The 17,259-nt window shown below is 65.8% G+C and carries 19 protein-coding genes and 1 pseudogene; 9 read left to right on the top strand and 11 right to left on the bottom strand.

The features are described 5' to 3' along the window. Window positions 1-23: 23 nt before the first annotated feature. The gene (gene hisC / locus AC1RRT_RS06125; protein WP_493012887.1) at window positions 24-1,112 is read left to right on the top strand and encodes a histidinol-phosphate transaminase; all 1,089 of its coding nucleotides are present in this window, start codon (window positions 24-26) and stop codon (window positions 1,110-1,112) included. A 2-nt stretch (window positions 1,113-1,114) separates the two neighbouring features. Next, window positions 1,115-2,053 carry a prephenate/arogenate dehydrogenase family protein gene (locus tag AC1RRT_RS06120; RefSeq protein WP_493012886.1) on the top strand — a complete coding sequence of 313 codons (939 nt, stop codon included), beginning with the start codon at window positions 1,115-1,117 and terminating at the stop codon, window positions 2,051-2,053. Here AC1RRT_RS06120 and AC1RRT_RS06115 read toward each other — a convergent pair. Continuing rightward, a complete protein-coding gene (locus AC1RRT_RS06115) occupies window positions 2,010-3,041 on the bottom strand; it encodes a DUF2125 domain-containing protein (protein ID WP_493012885.1) in 1,032 nt (343 codons plus the stop codon). The two genes, AC1RRT_RS06120 and AC1RRT_RS06115, sit on opposite strands and share 44 nt — an antisense overlap. A 120-nt stretch (window positions 3,042-3,161) precedes the next feature. Between AC1RRT_RS06115 and AC1RRT_RS06110 the strand changes: the two genes are divergently transcribed. Then, on the top strand, window positions 3,162-4,055 hold the full coding sequence (locus AC1RRT_RS06110; RefSeq protein WP_493012884.1) for a DMT family transporter: 894 nt from the start codon (window positions 3,162-3,164) through the stop codon (window positions 4,053-4,055). A gap of 5 nt (window positions 4,056-4,060) precedes the next feature. Then, entirely contained in the window at window positions 4,061-4,684 is a 624-nt protein-coding gene (locus AC1RRT_RS06105) for a gamma-glutamylcyclotransferase (RefSeq protein WP_493012883.1), read from the top strand. A 15-nt stretch (window positions 4,685-4,699) separates the two neighbouring features. Here the strand turns inward: AC1RRT_RS06105 and AC1RRT_RS06100 are convergent, their stop codons facing one another. From AC1RRT_RS06100 to AC1RRT_RS06085, 4 genes are all read right to left on the bottom strand, one after another. Further along, window positions 4,700-5,236 carry a DUF6817 domain-containing protein gene (locus tag AC1RRT_RS06100; RefSeq protein WP_493012882.1) on the bottom strand — a complete coding sequence of 179 codons (537 nt, stop codon included), beginning with the start codon at window positions 5,234-5,236 and terminating at the stop codon, window positions 4,700-4,702. Then, a complete protein-coding gene (locus AC1RRT_RS06095) occupies window positions 5,236-6,780 on the bottom strand; it encodes a class I adenylate-forming enzyme family protein (protein WP_493012881.1) in 1,545 nt (514 codons plus the stop codon). The genes AC1RRT_RS06100 and AC1RRT_RS06095 overlap by 1 nt, the downstream gene beginning before the upstream one ends. Then, window positions 6,777-7,430, bottom strand: coding sequence for an HAD-IA family hydrolase (locus tag AC1RRT_RS06090; protein WP_493012880.1), 654 nt, complete (start codon window positions 7,428-7,430; stop codon window positions 6,777-6,779). Before AC1RRT_RS06090 ends, AC1RRT_RS06095 begins: the two co-directional genes overlap by 4 nt. A 65-nt stretch (window positions 7,431-7,495) precedes the next feature. Then, on the bottom strand, window positions 7,496-9,841 hold the full coding sequence (locus tag AC1RRT_RS06085; RefSeq protein WP_493012879.1) for an adenosylcobalamin-dependent ribonucleoside-diphosphate reductase: 2,346 nt from the start codon (window positions 9,839-9,841) through the stop codon (window positions 7,496-7,498). A gap of 314 nt (window positions 9,842-10,155) precedes the next feature. On the opposite strand from AC1RRT_RS06085, the gene AC1RRT_RS06080 reads away from it, so the two are divergent. Together AC1RRT_RS06080 and AC1RRT_RS06075 are read left to right on the top strand one after the other, a co-directional pair. Continuing rightward, entirely contained in the window at window positions 10,156-10,638 is a 483-nt protein-coding gene (locus AC1RRT_RS06080) for a YchJ family protein (RefSeq protein ID WP_493012878.1), read from the top strand. A gap of 38 nt (window positions 10,639-10,676) precedes the next feature. After that, window positions 10,677-11,429 (top strand): YkgJ family cysteine cluster protein, encoded by a 753-nt coding sequence (locus AC1RRT_RS06075; protein ID WP_493012877.1) that lies wholly within the window; start codon window positions 10,677-10,679, stop codon window positions 11,427-11,429. A gap of 34 nt (window positions 11,430-11,463) precedes the next feature. On the opposite strand, the gene AC1RRT_RS06070 is transcribed toward AC1RRT_RS06075, so the two are convergent. From AC1RRT_RS06070 to ftsE, 5 genes are read right to left on the bottom strand one after another with little or no spacing between them, the layout of a single operon-like run. Next, window positions 11,464-12,186: a lysophospholipid acyltransferase family protein gene (locus tag AC1RRT_RS06070; protein WP_493012876.1), complete on the bottom strand. Its 723-nt coding sequence runs from the start codon at window positions 12,184-12,186 to the stop codon at window positions 11,464-11,466. Then, window positions 12,183-13,019 carry a YdcF family protein gene (locus tag AC1RRT_RS06065; protein WP_493012875.1) on the bottom strand — a complete coding sequence of 279 codons (837 nt, stop codon included), beginning with the start codon at window positions 13,017-13,019 and terminating at the stop codon, window positions 12,183-12,185. The genes AC1RRT_RS06070 and AC1RRT_RS06065 overlap by 4 nt, the downstream gene beginning before the upstream one ends. A 35-nt stretch (window positions 13,020-13,054) precedes the next feature. Next, window positions 13,055-13,606, bottom strand: coding sequence for a D-glycero-alpha-D-manno-heptose-1,7-bisphosphate 7-phosphatase (locus AC1RRT_RS06060; protein ID WP_493015150.1), 552 nt, complete (start codon window positions 13,604-13,606; stop codon window positions 13,055-13,057). Between the two features lie 2 nt (window positions 13,607-13,608). Next, window positions 13,609-14,499: a cell division protein FtsX gene (locus AC1RRT_RS06055; protein WP_493012874.1), complete on the bottom strand. Its 891-nt coding sequence runs from the start codon at window positions 14,497-14,499 to the stop codon at window positions 13,609-13,611. Beyond that, entirely contained in the window at window positions 14,496-15,161 is a 666-nt protein-coding gene (gene ftsE, locus AC1RRT_RS06050; protein ID WP_493012873.1) for a cell division ATP-binding protein FtsE, read from the bottom strand. Before ftsE ends, AC1RRT_RS06055 begins: the two co-directional genes overlap by 4 nt. A gap of 177 nt (window positions 15,162-15,338) precedes the next feature. Between ftsE and AC1RRT_RS06045 the strand changes: the two are divergent. The 3 genes and pseudogenes from AC1RRT_RS06045 to AC1RRT_RS06035 all read left to right on the top strand — a co-directional run. After that, window positions 15,339-15,437 (top strand): annotated as a pseudogene (locus AC1RRT_RS06045) (zinc-ribbon domain-containing protein); the annotation flags it as partial. Between the two features lie 42 nt (window positions 15,438-15,479). Continuing rightward, window positions 15,480-16,280 (top strand): hypothetical protein, encoded by an 801-nt coding sequence (locus AC1RRT_RS06040; RefSeq protein WP_493015192.1) that lies wholly within the window; start codon window positions 15,480-15,482, stop codon window positions 16,278-16,280. A 209-nt stretch (window positions 16,281-16,489) separates the two neighbouring features. After that, window positions 16,490-16,861: a response regulator gene (locus tag AC1RRT_RS06035; protein WP_493012872.1), complete on the top strand. Its 372-nt coding sequence runs from the start codon at window positions 16,490-16,492 to the stop codon at window positions 16,859-16,861. 120 nt (window positions 16,862-16,981) lie between these two features. Here the strand turns inward: AC1RRT_RS06035 and AC1RRT_RS06030 are convergent, their stop codons facing one another. Next, entirely contained in the window at window positions 16,982-17,203 is a 222-nt protein-coding gene (locus AC1RRT_RS06030) for a hypothetical protein (RefSeq protein WP_493012871.1), read from the bottom strand. Window positions 17,204-17,259: the final 56 nt, after the last annotated feature.

The raw sequence follows: 17,259 nt of genomic DNA, 5'->3' as shown, positions 1-17,259 counted from the left end.
TTCGACGTTAAGGAGTGCGTGCTGTGACTGCACCGAAACCGCAACCCGGAATTCTCGATATCGCGCCCTACAAGGGCGGCGAGGCTGCCGTGCCGGGCGTCACCAAGGTGCATAAACTCTCCTCCAACGAAACGCCGATGGGCCCCAGCCCCAAGGGCATGGAAGCCTTCCGCCAGATGGCGGGCGAGCTGCATCGCTATCCCGATGGCGGCGTGGAAATCCTGCGCAAGGCGCTGGCCAGCCATTACGGCCTGCCCGCCGAGAATATCGTCTGCTCGAATGGCTCGGACGAGATGATCTCGCTGATCTGCGCCGCCTATGTCGGCCCGGGCGACGAGGTGGTCTATTCGCAATACGGCTTCATGATGTATCCGATCGCCACCATGGCGCGCGGCGCGAAGCCGGTCGTGGCCAAGGAAAAGGACTTCACCTCCGACGTCGACGCGCTGCTCGCCGCTGTCACGCCGAAGACCCGCGTGGTGTTCCTCACCAACCCGAACAATCCGACCGGCACCTACATCACGGCATCGGAACTGCGCCGCCTGCGCGACGGCCTGCCGGCCGGCGTGCTGCTGGTGGTGGATGCGGCCTATGCCGAATATGTCAGCCGCAACGACTATTCCGACGGCATGGAGCTGGTGCGCTCGCGCGACGACACCATGATGCTGCGCACCTTCTCCAAGATTTACGGCCTCGCGGCCCTGCGTCTGGGCTGGGCCTATGCGCCGGCCGAGGTGGTCTCGGTGCTGCATCGCGTGCGTGGGCCGTTCAACGTCAATGCCGCGGCCCAGGCCGCCGGCGCGGCCGCGATCAGCGACACTGCCTGGCTCGACCAGAGCCGCGCGCATAACGATGCCGAACTGGCTCGTGTGACCGCAGCCCTGCAGAAGATCGGCCTCAAGGTGGTGCCGTCTGTGGCCAACTTCCTGCTGATGATCTTCCCCAAGGGTGCCGAACAGGCCAAGGCCGCCGATGCGGCGCTGCGCCAGCGCGGCTTGATCCTGCGCGGCATGACCGGCTACGGCCTGCCCGAGGCGCTGCGTCTGTCCATCGGCACGGTGGAAGAGGACGACATGGTGATCGCCGCGTTGACTGACTTCATGAAGGCCTGAGAATGTTTGACCGTATCGCCATCATCGGCATCGGCTTGATCGGCTCCTCGATCGCCCGTGCCGTGCGCGAACATGGTCTGGCGCGCCATATCGCGATTGCCGATGCATCCGAGCCGCATCGCAAGGACGCAGCCGATCTGAAGCTGGGCGACTCTGTGCATGGTGATGCGGCCGAAGCCGTGAAGGACGCCGATCTGGTGATCTTCTGCGTGCCGCTGGGCGCCAATGCCGCCGTCGCCCGCCATATCGGCCCGGCGCTGAAAAAAGGCGCCATCGTTTCCGATGTCGGCTCGTGCAAGCAGGCGGTGATCCGCGATATCGCCCCGCATCTGCCCGCCGGTGTGCATCTGGTGCCGGGGCATCCGGTTGCCGGTACCGAGCATTCGGGTCCGAAGGCCGGTTTCTCCACGTTGTTCGTCAACCGCTGGTGCATTCTGACGCCGGAGGCCGGCACCGACGCGGAGGCTGTCGAGAAGGTGAAGGCGCTCTGGATGGCCTTCGGCAGCAAGGTCGATCTGATGGAGGCGGGTCACCATGACCGGGTGCTGGCCATCACCAGCCACGTGCCGCATCTGATCGCCTACAACATCGTCGGTACCGCCGATGATCTCGAGGCCGTGACGGAATCGGAAGTGATCAAGTATTCCGCCGGCGGCTTCCGCGATTTCACCCGCATCGCCGCCTCCGATCCCACCATGTGGCGTGACCTCTGCCTCAATAACAAAGATGCCGTGCTGGAAATGCTCGGCCGCTTTACCGAGGACCTGATCGCCCTGCAGCGCGCCATCCGCTGGGGTGAGGGTGAGACGCTGTTCAACCTGTTCACCCGCACCCGCGCCATCCGCCGCGCCATCATTGACGCGGGCCAGGAAACCGCCGCCCAGGATTTCGGCCGCCCTACGGCTGCTGAGCCGCCTGCGGCAGGATCGAAGACAAAGTAAGCAGGGCCACCGGACCAAGGAACAGCTTGCCCTCCTGCGCGCTCAGTTGCGCCGGCAAGAAAGGCTGCCCCTTGTCGTCGCGCTTGGCCAGGCCCAGCACGGCGGCCTTGGCAAAGGCCGCATCCTGCGGCCGCATCTTGCCGGCCGTCGCCAGCGCATCCAGCGCCGCATCGGCGCCGCGCAACTCGCCGCTCATCGCGCCGATCGGGCGGAATTGCTTGTCCAGCGCCACCGTGCCGTTGCCGTCCAGTTTCAGCGCGCCCCACTGGATGTTGATGCTCTGCAGGTCGACCACGCCACCATTGTCGCGCCATGAGCCGAGCAGTTCCTCGGGCGTCTTGCCATAGGCCGCGCCGCGCGCATTGCCGATCAGCTTGAATTGGCCGATCTGGCGCCCGAGCGCGCTGTCGGCATTCGGCGGCAGCATGACATTCTCGGCCTGCAGCGCCACATCGGTGGCCGGCGGCACATTGCCGGTGCGGCGCGCATGCAGCAGCAGCTTGTCGGCGCTGAGTTCGCCTGACGGCAGTAGGCTGCCCGAAAGGCGCGGCTTGGCGAGGTCGGCCGAAACCCGCAGCCAGTTGCCGGCGCCGTCCAGCACCAGGCTGGCGCGGCCGTTGCTGGTGTTGATGGCCATCGCCTGATCCGTGTTGTCGACACGCCAGCCAAGCTTCTGGTTCGGGCCGAGCTCGAAGATGGCGTGGTGCAGGTCCCAGAGCTGCAGATGTGCCGTGACCTCGTCGGCCTCCAGCTTCCAGCCGACCGCGCTCTGCGGATCGTGCCAGCGCGGCTTGGTCAGGGTCATCGAGAGGCGATAGGGGAAGCCCCAGAGCCGGCGGCTCTCATAGCCGGTCTCGCGGCCGAGCTTTTTCTGGCTGTCGATCCAGGCATCGGCCTGGACCGCCACTTGGTCGACCAGATGCGACCAGAGCACGTAGTAACCGAGCAGGGCACCGGCGATCAGGCCGGCCAGGATGAAATAGCGCATGGCACCGATATAGCAGGAGAGCGCCTGTTGTCACAGGGTGCGCTTGCCATAGATGATCAGGCGTAGAATAGTGTCAAAAAACGGCCCCCTGAACAGTCTTCGCCCCATACAGTCTTGGCCATGTCCGCTTCCGTCGCCACCCTATCGTCGCCCCAGCGCTGGGCCATCGCCGCCATGCCCGGCCTGTTCGTGCTGCTGTGGTCGACCGGCTTCATCGGCGCCAAGCTCGGCCTGCCTTATGCCGAGCCGATGACCTTCCTGGTCATGCGCTTCGCCATCGTCACGGTGCTGCTCTGCGTCTTCGCCGCCATCACCGGCGCGCCCTGGCCGACCAGCCTGGCCGAGGCCGGGCATATCGCGGTGGCGGGCCTTCTGCTGCAGGCTATCTATCTCGGCGGCGTGTTCGCCTCGATCTTCCATGGCGTGCCCGCCGGCATCTCGGCGCTGATCGTCGGCATCCAGCCGCTTTTGGTCGCCGCCGCCGCCGGGCCGGTTCTCGGCGAGACGGTGACGCGCCGGCAATGGCTCGGCCTGGTGCTGGGCCTGGGCGGCGTGGTGCTGGTGGTCTGGACCAAGCTCGATCTCGGCATCGGCACGGTCTGGGGTTATGCGCTCTCGGTGATCGCGCTGTTCGGCATCACCATCGGCACGCTCTACCAGAAGAAATTCTGCCCCAATATCGACCTGCGCTCCGGTACCGCGATCCAGTTCGCCGCCACCACCGTGGCGCTGGTGCCGTTCGCGCTGCTGTTCGAGACCCGTCAGGTGCAGTGGACCGGCGAGTTCATCTTCGCGCTCGGCTGGCTCTGCATCGTGCTGTCGCTCGGCGCCATCACGCTGCTGTTCATGCTGATCAAGCGCGGCGCCGCGTCCACCGTCTCCAGCCTGTTCTTCCTGGTGCCGCCCTGCACGGCGCTGGTCGCGTATTTCCTGTTCGGCGAGCAGCTCAGCCCGCTGGCGCTGCTTGGCATGGCCATCACCATGATCGGCGTCGCACTGGTCAACAGGAAATAGCCGTCATGGCAAGCCGCAAGCATATCCCCTTCGACCACGAGGAGCCGCTGCCCGGCGAGACGGCGCCGCCGTTTCCGCAGATCAGACCCGAACGCGGCCAGCCGCTCTGGGTGTTTGGCTATGGCTCGCTGATGTGGGATCCGGGCTTCCCCTTCACGAAGAAGATGACGGCGCGGCTCTGGGGCTATCATCGCGGTTTCTGCGTTTGGTCGCATCGCTATCGCGGCACGCCGGAAAAGCCTGGCCTGGTGCTGGGCCTGATGCCCGGCGGCTCCTGCACCGGCAAGGCCTTCCGGGTGAAGCGCGGCGAGGAAACCGCCGTGATCGACTATCTGTATCGCCGCGAGATGGTGACCGGCGTCTATCGCCCGGGCTTCCATATGGCGGCGATGGAAAACGGCGAGCGCGCGCTGGTGCTGGCCTTCGTCGCCGATCCGCATCACAAGCAGTATGCCGGCTATCTGAGCCAGAAGCAGGTGGTCGATACGATTGCCACCTGCTGCGGCGCGCGCGGGCCGAATGCCGTCTACCTGGCCAACACGGTGCAGCATCTGGATGATCTCGGCATCGCCGACGGGCCTTTGCATGGCCTGCTGAAAGCCGTGAAGAAACGCTGCCCCGACATCTGACGGGGCGGTTGCGCTCTATGCTTGCCAGGGATTGGGCTGCTGCATGCCGGCATCGTACTGCTGCAAGGCCTGCCGCGCGCCTGGGGACAGGGGAATGTTCAGCAGCCTGGGCACATAGCGCCAGCCGCCCGCGCGTTGCTCGACAAGGTTGGCGGCTTCGATCTCGAGCAGATGTAGGATGTCCTGCCGCTCAAGGGTCACCTGAATGTCCAGGTGGCGATCGGTGATGACAAAATCAGAGCGCTCCCAGTGCTCGATCAGGTCGCGCGGGCGATCCGTGACGCAAAACAGATAGGCCAGGGTTTCGGCGTCAGGCCCGATCAGGCTGCGGACCGGCTGCCGGTTTTCGAAGGGCAGCGTCGCATGCTGGAACTGCACGGTGCCGTAGATGCTGTGGAACAGCCCAGCCAGGCAGACGAAGTCCGGGTTTCCCCAGGCCTTCAGCAAATCATGCGTGCCGGCGAGATGCTCATACAGGCTGGACTTGCCATGCGGAATCCGGTCGGCCTGCAGCTCATCGACCAGCAGCGCTTTGTATCTGTCCCCGACCATCAGGCTTTATAGCTGTCCCGCAGCTCGCGCTTCAGCACCTTGCCGATCGCGCTGCGCGGCAGGCTCTCTTCAAATCGCACGGCCGAGATGCGCTGCATCTTGCCCAGCTTGGCATTGGCCCAGGCCAGCAGCGCCTCGGCGCCGATATCCTTGCCCGGCTGCTTCACCACGAAGGCGACGGGCGTCTCGCCCCAGGCCTCAGACGGCACGCCGACGATGGCGACATCGAACACCGCCTCATGCTGCTTCAGGATCGCTTCCAGGTCGCTGGGGTAGATGTTGAAGCCGCCCGAGATGATCATGTCCTTGCGGCGGTCCATCAGCTGCAGGAAGCCGTCCGCGTCGAAGCGGCCCATGTCGCCGGTGCGGATGAAGCGCTTGCCGGTCTCGTCATGCCATTCGGCTTCGGCCGTCTTGGCCGGCTGCTTGTGGTAGTTGGTCATGATCGCGCCGGAATGGCCGACGATCTCGCCGATCTCGCCGGGCGCCACCGGCTTGCCATCCTCGGTGATCAGGCGAATGTCATGGCCTTCGGCTGGCCGGCCGACCGTGTGCAGTTTGTCGGGGAAGTCATGGGCGGCCAGGATGCAGGTGCCGCCGCCCTCGGTCATGCCATAGAATTCCAGCAGCTTGCCGGGCCAGCGCTTCAGGATGTCGGCCTTGAGTTCGGCCGCAAACGGCGCGCTGGTGCAGAACTTGGCGCGGAAGGCCGAGAGGTCGTAGCTGTCGAAATCCGGCTGCGCCATGATGCGGCGGTATTGCACCGGCACCAGCATGGTGTGGGTGACGCGATGCTGCTGCGCCAGCGCCAGGTATTTCACCACGTCGAACTTGGCCATCAGCACCGCGGTGCCGCCGCCGGCCAAGGTCGGGAACAGGCTGACCAGGGTGGTGTTGGAATAGAGCGGTGTCGACAGCAGCGTCACGGCCTCGCGGTCATAACCATAGGCATTGGCGCGCTGCATATGGCCCCAGCGCATGCCGTGCGGCTGCACGATGCCTTTCGGCGTGCCGGTCGTGCCGGAGGAATAAATGATGTTGAAGGGTATCTCCGGCGTGATCGCCACCGGCGCCGGCCGCGCGCTCTCTGGCGCCAGCCATTGTTCGAAAGCTTCGGTATCCAGCCGCAGGCGCTGCTTCGGCAACTGGTCCAGCACGTCTTTCAATGCCGCTTCATTCTCGGCATCGAGGAAAAGGTGCGTGGCATCGGCGTCACGCGCCATGGCGACGATCTGCTCCGGCAGTGACGACGGCGCCAGCGGCGCCACCGCCAGCCCGGCGCGCAGCCCGCCCAGATAGGCGGTCACATAGTCGTTGCGCGAGTAGCTGACGATGCTGATGGCGTTCGTGGCCTTGTCGCGCTGCAGGGCGGCGGCGACGCGGTCGGCGCGGCGGTCGAGCTGCGCGTACGTGAGCATGCCCCCATTGCCGTCATTTGGCGCGTCGATCACGGCCGGATGGTTCGGGCGTTCCTCGGCATGGGCGCGCACCAGATCGGACAGCGTGGCAAAGGCGCTGTTCAGGATGTCATCGGCCTTACTCATTTCGCGAACTCCATACCAATGATGGCGCTCAGGTCGCGCAGCGCCTTGTCGGGGTCTTCCACCTTGATGGTCTGCATGCCCATGGCGGCGGCGGGTTTGAGGTTGATGCCGAGATCGTCGAGGAACACGGCTTCCGTGGGCTTGATGTCCAGCAGCTCGCAGGCGCGCATATAGAAGGCCGGCTCGGGCTTGCGCACGCCGACCTTGCTCGATTCGACAATGACGTCGAACAGCGCCATGACCTCGGCGACGGCTTTCGCCTTTTCCGGCGTCACGCTCATCCCGGCGCCATGGCCGATCGGCATGTTGTTGGTCAGGCAGGCGACCTTGAACTGCGTCTTCACGTGTTTCAGCGCCGCCACCATGCGCGGCCGCACCTCGCCCGACAGCAGCGCCAGGATATCGCGGCCATGCACGGCCTGACCCAGTGCGGTGCTTTCGGTCAGGAACATCTCGCCGAACCGCGCGGCATCGACTTCGCCGCGCTCGAAGCGGGCCCAGGCATTGCTGTGCGGATTGGTGCTGTTGACCCGGCGCAGGAAATCGCGCGGCAGCCCGCGTTCATCCTCGAAGCGGCGGAAGGCCTCGAAGGGCGAGGTGAGAATCACCCCGCCGAAGTCCCATAAAACGGCTTTGATCGACGACGGCATCGGCCCTGCTACGCGGCGAAACGTTTCCCCTGCGGCAGGGTCTTACGCGCGCGTAAAGCCGTGCCTTATCCGCACTTACTATAGCCGCAGGAGGTGCAGGTGTCGCAACCCTCGGACTTGATCAGGCCGGGCTGGCCGCATTTCGGGCACTGGCGCAGGCCTGACAGCGGCTTGGGCGTCTCGGCATTCACCGCCAGCGCCAGCACGGCGCTTTCCTCGCGCTTGCTGTTGGGATCGGCCATGAAGCCGATGGCGATCAGATGCTGCTCGATCACCTCGCCGATGGCGGCCAAGAGCGACGGCACATAGCGGCCGTTCATCCAGTGGCCGCCGCGCGGGTCGAACACCGCCTTCAGCTCGTCCACCACGAAGGAGACGTCGCCGCCGCGGCGGAACACGGCCGAGATCATGCGGGTGAGCGCCACCGTCCAGGCGTAATGCTCGGTGTTCTTCGAGTTCACGAACACCTCGAAGGGCCGCAGGCGGCCATCCTGCAGGATGTCGTTCAGCGTGATGTACATCGCGTGTTCGGAATCCGGCCAGGTGATCTTGTAGGTGCGGCCGGGCAGGGCTTCGGGGCGGTCCAGCGGCTTGGTCATGTAGATCACGCCGCCGGCAGCCAGCGGATCACGCGGCTTGATGGTCTGCACCGGCTTGGCACTGGAAACCAGCGGCAGCTCGGCCTGCTGCTGCGGCGCTTCAGCCTTCTTCTCGTCCTTCTTGATGGTCAGCACCGAACCGGTGATGTCGTTCGGGCGATAGGTGGTGCAGCCCTTGCAGCCCTGGTCATAGGCCATCTGGTAGATGTCCTTGAAGCTCTCGAAATCGATTTCTTCAGGCACGTTGATGGTCTTGGAGATCGAGCTGTCGATGTATTTCTGCACGGCGGCCTGCACGCGCACATGGTCGGCGGGCGCCAGGCTCTGCGCATCGACAAAGGCTTCGGTCAGCGGCGCATTGTCACCCTTCATCTGGCGATACAGGCGATAGGCGTAATCGCTGACGTCCTCCTGCCGGCGGCTGCCGTCCGGCATCAGCACGGTGCGCGTATACGTGAAGCTGAACACCGGCTCCAGGCCCGACGACACATTGTCGGCGAACAGCGAAATCGTGCCGGTCGGCGCGATCGAGGTCAGCAGCGCGTTGCGGATGCCGTGTTCGGCAATCGCGGCGCGCACGTCCGCGTCCAGTTCGGTGATGCTCTCGCCGGCCAGATAGGCCTCGCGGTCGAACAGCGGGAAGGCGCCTTTTTCGCGAGCCAGGTCGACCGACGCCAGATAGGCCGCGCGCTGCAGGCGCTTCATCCAGGTCTCGATCAGCGCGACCGACTTGGCCGAACCATAGCGCGCGCCGACCATGATCAGCGCATCGGCCAGGCCGGTGACGCCGAGCCCGATGCGGCGCTTGTTGCGCGCCTCGGCGGCCTGCTGCTCCAGCGGGAAGTTGGAGACGTCGATGGTGTTGTCCATCATGCGCACGGCGCGCCGGGTCAGGTCGTCCAGCGCCTCGAGATCGAGCGCGGCGTCGGCCTCGAAGGGCTTTTTCACCAGGCGGGCGAGGTTGATCGACCCCAGCAGGCAGGCGCCATAGGGCGGCAGCGGCTGTTCGCCGCAGGGGTTGGTGGCGCTGATGGTCTCGCAGTAATGCAGGTTGTTGCGATTGTTGATGCGGTCGATGAAGATCACGCCGGGTTCGGCATAGGCGTAGGTCGCCCGCATGATCTTGTCCCACAGCTCGCGCGCCTGCACGGTGCGATAGGCCGTGCCCTTGAAGGTCAGCTCCCAGGGCAGGTTCTGCTTCACGGCATTCATGAAGGCATCGGTGACCAGCACCGACAGATTGAACATGCGCAGGCGGTTGGCCTCGCGCTTGGCCTCGATGAAGGCCTCGATATCGGGATGGTCGCAGCGCAGCGTCGCCATCATGGCGCCGCGGCGGCTACCGGCCGACATGATGGTGCGGCACATGGCGTCCCACACATCCATGAAGCTGAGCGGCCCGGAGGCATCGGCGCCCACGCCCTTCACCGGCGCGCCGCGCGGGCGCAGCGTCGAGAAGTCATAGCCGATGCCGCCGCCCTGCTGCATGGTCAGGGCTGCTTCCTTCAGATGCTCGAAGATGCCGCCCATGTCGTCGGGCACGGTGCCCATGACAAAGCAGTTGAACAGCGTGACCTTGCGCGCGGTGCCGGCGCCAGCGACGATGCGGCCCGCCGGTAGGAAGCGGAAATCCTCCAGCGCGCCGTAGAAGCTTTCAGTATGCGCGGCCGGGTCGGTCTCGGCCTGCGCCAGCGCGGTGGCGATACGCTTCCAGGTGTCGGGGATCGACTGGTCGACCGGATTCCCGTCCATGCCCTTCAGGCGGTATTTCATGTCCCAGATCTGCTGGGAAATCGGCGCGATAGGCGACATGGACGCAATCCTGTGAAAGGCGGTCTGCAAAGACGGAAAGCGGCGCAAGTCTGCTTGCGCCGCCGGAAAATTCTCAGGCTGACTCTATCGCCCGAGGGGTGAGAGTCCAGCGTAATGTTCTCAATCTGTTTCTACAGATTGAGTCACAAAGGCCTTGGCCACAATATATTGTTATAGCTTGTAAATTGGGCTTATCCCCGCGATCCGCAAGGAGGTCGGGATAAGTTATCCCGGGATATCCACAGGGACTTTCCTGTCCTTACCATTCCTGTGCAGAGGATCGCCATGGACGCATGGATCGCTAAAGTGAGCCGATGATCAAATGCCCCTGTACTTCCGGTCTCTCATTCGATGTGTGCTGCGGTCCTTTGCTGGCCGGAGCGCCGGCCCCGACGGCCCTGGCGCTGATGCGTGCGCGTTTTACCGCCTATACTCAGGCCAATATCGACTATCTGGGACGGACGCTGTCGGCTGAAGCCCGCGCGGAGTTCGATCCTGTTGAAACCAAGAGTGTTGCATCCTCGGCTGAATGGCTGGGCATGGACATCCTTTCGGTTACAGCGGGCGGCGCCGACGATCAGGACGGTGTTGTCGAGTATGCCGCCAAGTTCCGCCTCAATGGTCAGCAGCGCGTTCACCATGAGCGTGCGACGTTCAAGCGTGAAGGCGGTGCCTGGCTTTGTACCGGTGGCGAAGTCGATCCCAAGTCGCCGCCGCGCCGTGTCGAGAAAATGGGGCGGAACGATCCCTGCAGTTGCGGGTCCGGCAAGAAATTCAAGAAATGCTGCGGCGTGTAGGCCGCGTCCATAATCCGCATTCATGATCGGGCGCCTGCATGCAGCACCACTTCAAATGCACGGCCTGCGGAAAATGCTGCAGTGGTTCGCTGCCCCTGACGCTTGAGGAGGCCCTGTTTCATGCCGGTCGCTTCCCGCTGGCCATGGTCTGGACGGTGGTGCGGCAGGGCAACAAATCCTTCGGCCTGACAACCCGCCTCGGGACAGTGGTGCAGGTTGCGCGCAAGACGCAGGTCGCCGTCCAGGTCGGTGCCATGGCCTATCTGCCGCCCTCGGTGGCTTGCCCGGAACTGACCGGGGACGGCCTGTGCGGCATTCACGCCGAGAAGCCCATTCGCTGCCGCGCCATGCCGTTCTTCGCCTACAAGGAAGAAAGCGATCAGGCCGATATGCTGCTGCCGCGCGCCGGATGGGCCTGCGACATATCAAAGGCCGCACCACTGGTTTATCAGGACGGCCGCATCGTGGATTGCACTGATTTCGACGCGGAGCGTCAGCACCTGGAAGCCCAGGCCCCGATCGTCAAGGCCTATGCCGATCGCATGATCGCGTCCGTTTCCGGAATCGTCGGGAAACTGGAAATGTTGAGCAAGCAGCCCGGCGGCGGGCGCATGGCCCTGCCATTCACGGGCATACTTCCGAGGCTGCCCGAGGCGGACCTGCCTGTCTTTGCCGCAGCGCAGTTACCTGTTCTGCACCGCTATGCCGACCTGACGGCATCCGACAAGGCGATGGCGCAGTTCCACCAGTATTATCGCGACGCCATTCAGCGTCTGGAGTTGGCGGTCTAGCGAAGGTCGGCTTTCACGGAAAAGGGGCCCGCTGTCAGCCGCGCAGGGCCTTTGCTTCTAGTTCCTTGGTCGTCGTCTCGATGCTGCCTTCCAGCCGCGCGGTGAACTCATCGCGCTCCAGGCCGGCCGGAATCACCGGCAGGAAGCGCAGGATCAGGGTGCCCGGCGGACGCAGCAGGCCGACTTTCGGCCAGAAGACGCCGGAGTTTAGCGCAATGGGTAGCACCGGCAGTTTCAGGTCGCGGTAGAGCGCCACCACGCCCGACTGATACTCCGCCACTTCGCCGGGCTTGGTGCGCGTGCCTTGCGGAAAAATCACGATCTTGCGGCCGGCATCGCGCACGGCGCGCGCATCTTTCAGCATTTGCTTGAGCGCCGCGCCGCCGCCGTCGCGATCGACCGCGATCATGCCCTGGATGCGGGTGAGCCAGCCGTAGATCGGAATCTTCAGCAGCTCCTTCTTCATCACCACGGCGGGCGTGCCGAACAGATCGAAGATGATCGCGGTGTCCCACAGCGACTGGTGCTTGGCCGCCACCAAAGCGGGGCCGGCCGGGATATGCTCGCGGCCCTCGATGCGCACCTCGATATTGCAGATCACCCGCAGCAGCACATTCAGGCTGCGCGCCCAGAAGGCGTTCATGGCGAAGATATGCGCGCGGCGGTTCAGCGCCATCGGCACCAGGCTGTAGACCGCCACGATGGTGGTCCAGGCATAGAAGACGCCCTGGAAGACCAGCGAGCGGATCCAGATCACGGCTTGCTCTCGGATGAGGGCGTCGTCGTCTCGGGCTTTGTCTCTTCGGCCGGCGCTGCCGGTGCCACGGGGACAACAACAGGCGGCACGGCTTCCACCGGCTTCTTCTCATCGGCCTTCTTCTCATCGGCCTTCTTCTCATCGGCCTTCTTCTCGTCCACGGTGGCGACGAGCTGGCGGTCGAGATGCACGCGCATCAGCGCGACGACATACTTGCTGTATTCGCCCAGCAGGAACAATGTGGCCTGGCGGCGCTGCCACCAGTCTTCCACCCGCATGGCATCCGAGCGCACCGGATGCGGCACCACGGTAATGCCGGGCATGCGGTAGCCGAACTCCACCAGCGCGCGCGGCATGTGATAGTTCGCCGTCACCAGCCGCACCGACTTGTAGCCACGGGCGGCGGCCCAGCTCGCCGTTTCGGTGGCGTTGCCGGCCGTGTCGCCGGCCTCGAAGCCGAGATCGGTGCAGCATTCGAACAGCAACTGCAGGTCGATGCCCTGCCAGCCGGTGCCGAGCTGCGCCGCATCGGGCATCGCCTTCTGCACGGCTTCCTGCAGGGTCGCCTTGGTGGCGGTCTGGCTGACGCCGGAGACCAGCAGCCGCTCGGCCTTGTTGTCGTTGAGCAGGCGCAGCGCCGTGCTCATGCGCGCCGCGCCACCGGTCAGCACCACGATGGCGTCGGTGCGCTCGTCGCTCGGCGTGATCATCTGCTCGACGCGCTCGACATAGGCAACTGCGCCGCCGAGCCAGATCAGGCCGATGGCGATCAGGGCCAGCAGCCAGCGCCGCAGGCGGGAGAACAGGGATTGGGGTTCGGAACGACGCGCCATGTCAGTCAGTACTCGTGCTTAGTCCGCATGCTTGATCAGCCTGCCATCTCGGCCAGCAGGCGGTCGACGGCCTCGGTCAGATTCTCCACCACCGTGACCGGCAAAACGTCCTCGGGCAAGCCTTTTGCCAGCATGGACGCGCCCTTGCCGGTGCGCACCAGCATGCGGCGGCAGCCTGCGGCCTTGCCGGCCTGCAGATCGATCACGTTGTCGCCGATGAACACGGTATCCGTGGGCGCCGTGCGGAAGCGCGCCATCGCCTCGCGCAGCATGCCCGGCCCGGGCTTGCGCCGCTCGGTCGGCGCGTGCGACGGGTCCGGCGCGAAGAAGATCGCATCGACACGGCCGCCGTCGCGGGCCAGATGGTCGCGCAGGGTGTTGTGGATGCGCTCCAGCATCGCTTCGTCGATCAGGCCCTTGCCGACGCAGCTTTGATTGGTGCAGATCGCCACATGCCAGCCGCGCGCATTCAGCCGGGCCACGGCCTTGCCCACATCGGGCAGCATGCGCAGCTCAGCCGGCGACAGCACATAGCCGTTCGGGATGTCCTCGTTCAGCACGCCGTCGCGATCCAGCAGCACCAGCATGCTCACACCATCGCTCGCAAGGCGCCGAGCACGGTGAGGCGCGCGGTGAAGATCGCCAGCAGCGTCGCGGCGATGGGCAGCAGCAGCAGCATGAGCCAGTGCCACCAGAGCAGCGCCAGGCCGGGCAGCAGCCCGGTGCCGACGCCGCCGGCCAGAAGCTGGATCGCCACAATGATCAGCACCGCCATGCCGGCGCCGATCAGGCCGCCGCGCACGGCCTGTGACGCCACGTGGCGTTGGAACTGCCGTGCGATATAGCCGTCCTCGGCGCCGATCAGATGCAGCAGCTCGATGGTGTCGCGCCGGGCCGCCAATCCTGCGCGCGTGGCGAAGATCACCATGGCGGCGGTGGCAAGGCCGACCAGCAGCACGATGCCGCCGCCCAGCGACTGCAGCAGGCGGCCGATCTGCACCAGGCGATCCAGCCAGGGCTTGGGGTCGTCGATGCGCGCGCCGGGCACCGCTGCGCTGAGGCGCGCCGACAGCGCATCGACTGAAAGGGCCGCGGAGTCGCTCAAGGTCACGTCGATCATGCCGGGCAGCGGCAGGTCGGATTCCAGCGCTTCGGCGCCAAGCCAGGGTTTCAGCAGGGCTTCCACCGCGCGGCGGTCCATGGCTTCGGCCTTCTCGATGCCGGGCACGCCGCGCAGCACGCCGAGCGCCGCATCCAGCCGCGGCCCCATCGGCTGGCCGGGGCGATCGGCGATCTGCACGGTCAGCTTGGCCGCGACGCCGCGACGCCAGCCGGCGATGCTGCCGTCCAGGGCCAGCGCGCCGGCGAGCGCCAGCGCCGCGAGAAACACCATGACGGCGAGCGCCCAAGGCAGGAAGCGCGCGCCGGTATCGGCGTCGAGCTGCAGGTCGGAGGGGCGAGGGGCCTTGCGCGCGCTCATGCGGCATTCCTCTCGATAACGAGCTGCCCGGCGCGCAGGCGCATCACCGGGAAGCGGAAGGTCTGCAGCAGATGCGTGTCATGGGTCGCCAGCACGACCGCCGTGCCGAGCTTGTTCAGCTCGACGAACAGATACATCAGCCGCTCGGCCATCTCGGGGTCGACGTTGCCGGTCGGTTCGTCGGCCAGCAGGAGGCTCGGTCTTGCAATGACGGCGCGCGCGATCGCCACGCGCTGCTTCTCGCCGCCCGAGAGCGTGGCGGGCCGCGCCTCGAGCCGGTCGCCGAGGCCGACCCAGCTCAAAAGCTCGCTGACATGCTCGCGCGTGCGCTTCTCGTCGGCGCCGGCGATGCGCAAGGGCAGCGCCACATTGTCGAGCGCGCTCAGGTGATCGAGCAGGCGGAAATCCTGGAACACCACGCCGATGCGCCGGCGCAGCATGGGCAGCGCGGCGCGGCTGGCGGTGGAGACATCCTGGCCAAACATGGTGATCAGGCCGCGGCTCGGGCGTTGCGCCAGATAGAGCAGCTTGAGCAGCGAGGTCTTGCCCGCGCCGCTGGGGCCCGCCAGGAAATGGAAGGATCCGGCGCCCAGCTCGAAATTGACGTCGCGCAGGACCTCCGGCCCGGGGCCGTAGCGCATGCCGACGTTCTGGAAACGCACCAAGTCCCAACTCCTTGCTGCCCGCTGGGCTGCCCATGGGGCGAATCGTGCCGAATCGACCAAAGCCTTGCAGCACAATATCTTGCAAGGCTGTAGCCTTGCTTCAACCGCCCTGTCCGTCCTATAAGGGAAAGCATCCGGAAACGCAAAAGGGCTGGCTTCAGGCTGACTTAAGGCATGATTCTTACCTGCCCAAGCTGCGAGACCCGGTTCCACGTTGAACCCGACCTCTTCGGCCCTGCGCCGCGGAAGGTGCGGTGTTCGCGCTGCCGCGCCGTCTGGGACCAGGAACCGCTCCCCGAACCCGAGCCGCCGCCCGTGCCCTCCGTGGTGCAGGCCGCCGGCATGGCCAGTCATGGCACTGGCCCCGAACCCCTCGCCGATGACGACTGGGTGCCGCCGCCGCCGCCCGGCGGCAAGGCCCCGGAGCCCGAGACCGTGGCCGCGCCGGTCATGGACCTGGAGCCGCCGCCACCGCCGCGCATCACCGGCTTTGACGACGAGATCGAGATCGACCCCCGGCAGATGGACCGCCCGCCGCTGCATCCGCCGCTGGACGAGCCCTTCAGCCCGGCCATGGCCGAGGAAGACCCCGACGAGGCGCTCAACCGCCGCCGCGCCCGCCTGGCCGAGGCCGGCGTCACCCGCGAACCGCCCAAGCCGCGCAAGCCGCGCTCCTGGGCCTGGATCGGCTGGCTGCTGCTGCTGGCGGTGATCGGCGGCGTGGTCGGCGGCGGCTACGAAAAGCGCGTCCAGCTGGTGGCGTTCTATCCGCCGCTGGCCAAGCTCTATGAATACCTGCATATCCCGGTCGATCCGGCCCAGTGGCTGGGCCTGGAGCTGCATAACCTGAAATCCGCCACCGTGCTCGATAATGGCGAGACCCGGATCGCCGTCTCTGGCGACGTGGTCAATGTCAGCGAGACCGAGCGCGCCCTGCCGCCGATCCGCATCGCCATGCGCGGCGCCGGCGGCGCCGATCTGGGCGCGGTGATGATCAAGCTGGAGCAGTCCAGCGTGCCGGCCGGCGAGACGCTGAGCTTCGACGTGCGGCTGCCGGCGCCCCGGGGCGAGGTCGTCGACCTGGAAGTCGCCTTCTCCAGCCAGCCGGCGCAGTGATCCGTCTGCAGTTTTTCGCTGCACCCTCGCCGACACCCCTGCCGATTTACTGCGCAATTATAATGCGTGATTGCTTTTGCAGGCCTCCGGCGTAATCTTTTCGCCAGGGGCGCGGCATTGCGGTCGGTCGCCCGAGCTGATTCCAGAACGAGGTGGTGTGTCGCCGGCAAGAATCTGCCGCACAGGCGACCGCCGTCGGCGAGGGGATGATGGCGCGTATTCTGGTCGCAGATGACGAGGCGCCGATGCGGGAATATATCCGCCGCATCCTGGAGTCGCGCGGCCATGAGGTGGTGACGGTGCACGACGGCGCCGATGCGCTGGCCCGGCTGGCGCGGCGGCCCTTCGACCTGCTGCTCACCGATATCAGCATGCCCAACATGGACGGCATCGAACTCTGGCTGCATGTGGCGCGCGACTGGCCGACGATGCCGGTGCTGATGATGACGGGCTATGCGGCGCAGCATCCCCGCGTGCATGACGCTGGCGGCGCCGCGCCGCCGGTGCTGATGAAGCCCTTCTCGATGGTCGCCCTGAATGACGCGGTGGAAACCGCGCTGGCCGGCGCGCAGAAGGCGTAACAGCCAGTCAAAACCCTACCGTCATGGCCGGCCGGTCTTCAGACTCAAGAACTGGCTTCAGATTCAAGAACTGGGCCCGACCATGACGGGTGTGTTTGAGAGCGCGTGAAGCCCGCCGCCTCAGTTCTTCTTGTCGGCGCTGGCGGTCGCGGGCGCCGTGGCGGGGGCGGTCTGCACCGTGGCCTTGGCATCCTTGTTCTGCAGGCTGTCATTGGCCGAGGCGGTAGTGCCCTGGATGATGGCCTGCGTGCTCTGCGTGATGATCACGGCGGCCTGGGCGAAGGCGGCGCCCGGCAGCAGCAGGCCGGCAAGAATGGCTGCCAGTCGAAGATATGCGGTCATGACCAGACTCCTTCTTCAGCGATGACGGGTCTTCAGTGATAACGAGGCGCCGCGCT

The sequence above is a fragment of the Ferrovibrio sp. GW821-FHT12B10 genome, assembly GCF_058807515.1.
This window is presented reverse-complemented; position numbering and strand designations above follow the sequence as displayed.